We start from the raw sequence: 4,868 nt of genomic DNA on the forward strand, positions 1-4,868 counted from the left end.
CCGGCGCAGCCCGCTCTCGGCGGGCGCGGCGTTCCGGACCTTCGTGCCGAGCGCCGCCGGGACGAGGAGCGGCACCGCGGCGGGGCCGTGCCGGTCGAGCCAGGCCAGGCCGGGCGCGTCGACGGGTCCGCGCCGGACCGCCCAGCCGCACGCCCTCGCCGCCGTCGCGGCGTCCAGGAACGGCAGGAGCGCGCCGCCGCACCGGGCGGGGTCCTCGTCGGCCCCGGCGGTCACGCCGTCGAACGCCTCGCGGCCGTGCCGGGCGGCTAGGACCCGCATGGCCTCGGGCCCGTCGTCGCCGACGAAGCCGGTCCAGTCCGCGAGGAGCGGCCGGACCACCTCGTCCGGCCCGTGAAGGAGGATCTGGACCTCCTCCAGTGAGTAGGAGCCCCGGCGGCACGATTCGGCGAGTTTCGTCCAGTTCGGATCGGGCGGGACGGGGATGCGGGGCGTCTCCGTGGCGAGCCACTCCTCGCGCTCGCCGTCCCGCCACACCGTCTCGCGGGTGCCGGGCGGCTCCAGCCCGCCACGACGGGCTTGACGGCCGGGCGCCGCCAGACGGGGTCGGCCAGGACGTCCGGGACGGCTTCGGGCGGCGCGTCCGGCAGCCGGACCTGCGCGGCGGCGACCGGCTCGACGACCGCGCGCGTCTCCGCCGGGAGCGCGGGGAGCACCGCCGCGACCGTCCCGGCGTGCGCCCGGACGTGCTCGGCCAGCGGTCGGCGGCGTCCGCCGCCGCGAGCAGCCGCAGCGCCCGCACCGGGAACCGCCGCATCGCCGCGAGGAGCGCGGGCCGCGCGTGCTCGTCGTCCCGCCGCTCCAGCAGCGCCCGGAACGCCTCGTCGGTCGGCAGCAGGCCGACCGCGTCGAACAGGTTGCGGTAGTCCTCCTTGGAGAGGTACTCGCTCGCCGCGCAGTCGAGGATGTACGGGAGGGCGGCGGCGCCGACGCCGTCGATCAGCGTGGCGAGCACGCCCGGGCGCGCGGTGCCCCAGCTCGGGGAGACGAGCGTGCCCGCCGGGGCCCCGGGCCCGCCGAGGGAGCACAGCAGCTTCCACCGCAGGCCGTCCCGGTCGTCGGTGGTGTCGGCGACCTCCGCGCACGCCTCGTCCACCCAGTCCCGCCTCGTGGGGACGAGGTACGCCGTGAGCACCCGCGTCGCGCGGGTCCGGCGGTGGCCTTCTGAGGGCGCGCACGGCGTCGCGTACTCGGCGTCCCCGGCGGCCGCCAGCAGCGCCCGGGCCCGCCGCTCCGAGGGTCCGCCGCCGAGTTCGACCAGCGCGCGGGCGGCGAACACGAGCCCGTGTTCGACGGCCCACCCCTCGAAGAGCGCCTTGCGCGGCCGGTCGGCGTTCCACCCGTGGAAGCGGCCCGCCACGGCGGCGGCGACGGCCGCCGCGCCCGCCGGGTCCGGTTCGCCGTCCAGGTACCGGCGCGCCGCCGCCGCGAGCCGCGGGTCGCCGCCGTCCCCGCCGGTCGTCAGCACCTCGATCGCGTCGGCGTGCTCGTCCATGAGCGCCCGCGCCTTGCGCGGCGCCGTCCGCGCCGGCTTCGCGACCTGGACCGGGGCTGCCGCCGCGCCGCGGATGCAGCTCCCGGAGCCACGCGTCCGGGAGCGTCCACGACGTTCTCGTCGGGGAGTTCGAGGGGCTGATCGTTCACGGAGATCAACTTAGAGCCCGTCCCCGACAAGAACCCCGCGATGCCCCGCCCGCCTTTTCCGTTGATCTGCGGCGTGTTGCCCTTATGAGTGCCCTCCATGAGGGCAACACGCCGCAGATCAACGAAGGGACGGTCGTCACGGAGGCGGGGGTGTGGGGGCGTCCGGGGTGGTCGGGGCTTCGGGGGGCGGCATCAGGGTGGTCAGGGCTTCGGAGACGGAGATCGGGGCGAGGTCGGCGAAGCGGGCGGGGTCGCCGGGGGCGTCGGGGTTCTTCGGCAGGGTCGTGGCGCGGACGTACTCGACGGTCAGCGTCGCGTCCGCGTCGTCTTCGTCGGGCCACGGGCCGGAGCCCAGGCCGACGACGACACGGTGGCCGTCGCCGACCCGCCACCACAGCCGACGGTCGGCCGTCCCGCTTTCGGCCCAGCGGGTGCCGTCGCGGGCGGAGCGGACGTCGGACGCGCGGAGCGTGCGGCCCGCGAAGCGGTCCAGGCGGTCGCCGTCGCGTTCGGGGGCGGTGAGGCGGACGGCGGGACGGTCGAGCTGCGGGAACGGCTGGAGCAGTTCGTAGTCGCCGAACACCTCGCGCCAGGCCGGGAGGGCGCCGGCCAGGTGCACCGGGTGGGCGATGCCGATCCGGGCGGCTTCGGGGAGGACGAACGGGTCGTCTCGGACGTCGGCGAACGTGCCGTCCTCGGCGATCCGGAACGCCCCCGCGTCGGCGCGCCACAGCAGGCGGCGGGCGATCCGGTACACGATCGGGTGCCGGACGAACAGGTCGCGGAACTCGCCGGGCGTCCACGTCCGCCCGTCCACCATGGCGGTCTCCAGGCCGCGGCGCCGTTCGTCCAGGACGTCGAGCACGTGCTTCTTCAGCTCGGTGAACGCCCGGTGGGCGGCGGGCGCGAGGTCGGGGTCGTCCTTCGCGGACGGCTTGGGGAGGGACTTGCGGGGCTTGCCGTCCTCGCCGGTGACCTGCGGCCGGAGCCGGTCGTCGAGCCGGACCAGGAAGCGGCGGCTCCCGTAGTCGAAGGTGGTCGAGGCGTCGGCGTCCAGGCCGAGGTCGGGGACGAGCCGGTCGGCGAGTTCCTCGGGGGCGAGGCCGCGCGCGGCGGCGGCGTCGCGGAACACCGACGCCGCGTCGAAGACCAGGCCGCGGTATTTCGGGTCCGCCGAGACGGCGCGCAGGGCGCGCAGGGACGCGTCCGTGCCGATGGCGGCCAGCGCGGCCAGCGCCCGTTTCGACTCGCGGTGCCCGGCGAAGCGCGGCCACGCGGCGATCACCGGGACGAGACGGCGGGCGGTCGTGTCGTCGCCGGTGCGGCCGAGCTGCACCAGCGCCCACGCCTCGCCGTCGGGTTCCCCGGCGGCCCGCCACCCCTCGAACAGGGCCCACCCGAACTCCGCGAGGGACGCCGGGTCGAGTTCCGCGCGCGTCTCGTCGGCCGCGCAGGGGACGGGGGTCGCGAGGAGTTCGGCGAGCGTCCGCGTCGCGGCCGGGGGCAGCGCCGCCTCCCCGCCGCGTAGCAGGACCTTCGGCAGGGCGGCCGGGGCCGCCCACGCGGGGAGCTTCGGCCGGGGCACGGCGCCCGTCCGCAGCGGGTGGGCCGACAGGACGGTCCGCAGTTCGTCCGCGGCGTCCGGGTACGCGGCGGGCGCGGTGTCCGCGCCGTGCCCGTCGGCGAGGAGGCGCAGCGCCGCCTCGGCGGCGCGCCGCGCCGCGGTCCCCCGGCCGAGCGCGGCGGGCGCGAGGTAGGGCACGACGTCGAGTCCGTGCAGGTCGAGCCACGTCCGCGCCCAGCCGCCGTGCAGCGCCCAGCCGGCCATCACTTCGGCCACCGCGGCGTCCAGGTAGGGCACGAGCAGCCGCCCGTCGAGGCCGGAGCGCCCCTCGACGGCCTGGGTCCAGGCGTACGGGAACGCGTCGAGCCCGTACTTGGCGACGAGCGTGATCGGCCACCGGCCGGTCTGGTCCGCCTCCAGGGGTTTCGTCCAGGCGGCGAGCAGCGGACGGACGATGTCCTCGGGCGCGTGCAGGAGGAAACGCGTCCTCAGGATGCGGGGCATGCGGGCGGGGTAGCGCCCGAGGAGGTCGTCCCAGTCGGGGTCTTCCGGTTCGGGGAACTGGTGCGTTTCGATGAGGAGGTCGGTGTCCAGCACGCCGTTCCCCAGCGAGAACCGGCGTCCGGCGGGCGGCTTCAGACCGGTCACGACGGGTTTCACCGGGCGGTCCCACGGCGGGACGGCCAGGAACGCGGGCGTCCGGACGGCGGTCACGGCGCGCCCCCGGTCAGGGCGGCGAGGGCCTCGGAGACCGACACCGCGTTCAGGTCGCCGAACCGGACCGGGTCGCCGAGGGGTCCGTGCCCCGCGGGGGTCGCGGAGGCGCGGACGTGCTCGATGGTCATCGATCCGTCCACGTCGTCCCAGTCTTCCCACTCCTGCCACGGGCCGGGGCGGAACTCGGCGACGACGCGCCGGTCGTCGCCGTCCGGCCACCACGCCCACCGCCCGCCGGAGTCGGGCCACCACGCCCACGGCTCGTCGGTGTACTCAGCCGACCCGAACCGCCAGGCGGTGCGGGAGAGCGCGTCGAAGACGCGCCGGGCCGGCAGTTCCAGGCCGTCGAACCGCGCCAGCCGGTCGCCGTCGCGTTCCGGTGCGGTGAGCGGGACGGCGGGGCGGTCGAGCTGCCGGAACGGCTGCAGGATCTCGTAGTCGGCGAACACCTCCGACCACGCCCCGACGTCTTCGCCGAGGTGCGCCGGGTGCGCGACGCCGATCCGGGACGTCTCGGCGGGGGCGAACGGGTCGTCGCGGACGTCGGCGAACGTGCCGTCCTCGGCGACCCGGAACGCTCCGGCATCGGTGCGCCACACCAGGCGGCGGACGATCCGCGCCACGATCGGGTGCCCGGCGAGGTGCTCGCGGAACTCGCCGGGGGTCCAGGCGCGCTCGTCGAGCATCGCCTCCTCCAGGTCGCGGATCCGCACCGACACGGCGGTCCGCACGTCCTTCTTCAGCTCGGTCCAGGCCCGGTGGGCGGCGGGCGCGAGGTCGGGGTCGTCCTTCGCGGACGGCTTGGGCAGCGTCTTGCGGGGCTTGCCGTCCGCGTCGGCGACGTAGGGCTTGAACTGCTCGTCGAAGCCGACCCGGAACCGGCGCGGCCCGTAGTCGAGGACGGTGGAGGCGGCGGCGTCCAGCC

General features: G+C 76.7%; 2 protein-coding genes and 1 pseudogene. All 3 read right to left on the reverse strand.

Annotated elements, in window-relative coordinates:
* Nucleotides 1-1,513, reverse strand: a pseudogene (locus BJF79_RS54160) (hypothetical protein); the annotation flags it as partial.
* A 285-nt stretch (nt 1,514-1,798) separates the two neighbouring features.
* Complete coding sequence (locus tag BJF79_RS32350; RefSeq protein ID WP_075903157.1) at nt 1,799-3,940, reverse strand: DUF4132 domain-containing protein; 2,142 nt, start codon at nt 3,938-3,940, stop codon at nt 1,799-1,801.
* Nucleotides 3,937-4,868: DUF4132 domain-containing protein (locus BJF79_RS32355; protein ID WP_143220517.1), on the reverse strand; the 932-nt coding region annotated here is incomplete at its 5' end. The genes BJF79_RS32350 and BJF79_RS32355, both read right to left, overlap by 4 nt.

The organism is Actinomadura sp. CNU-125 (assembly GCF_001942465.1).
GTDB lineage: Bacteria > Actinomycetota > Actinomycetes > Streptosporangiales > Streptosporangiaceae > Spirillospora.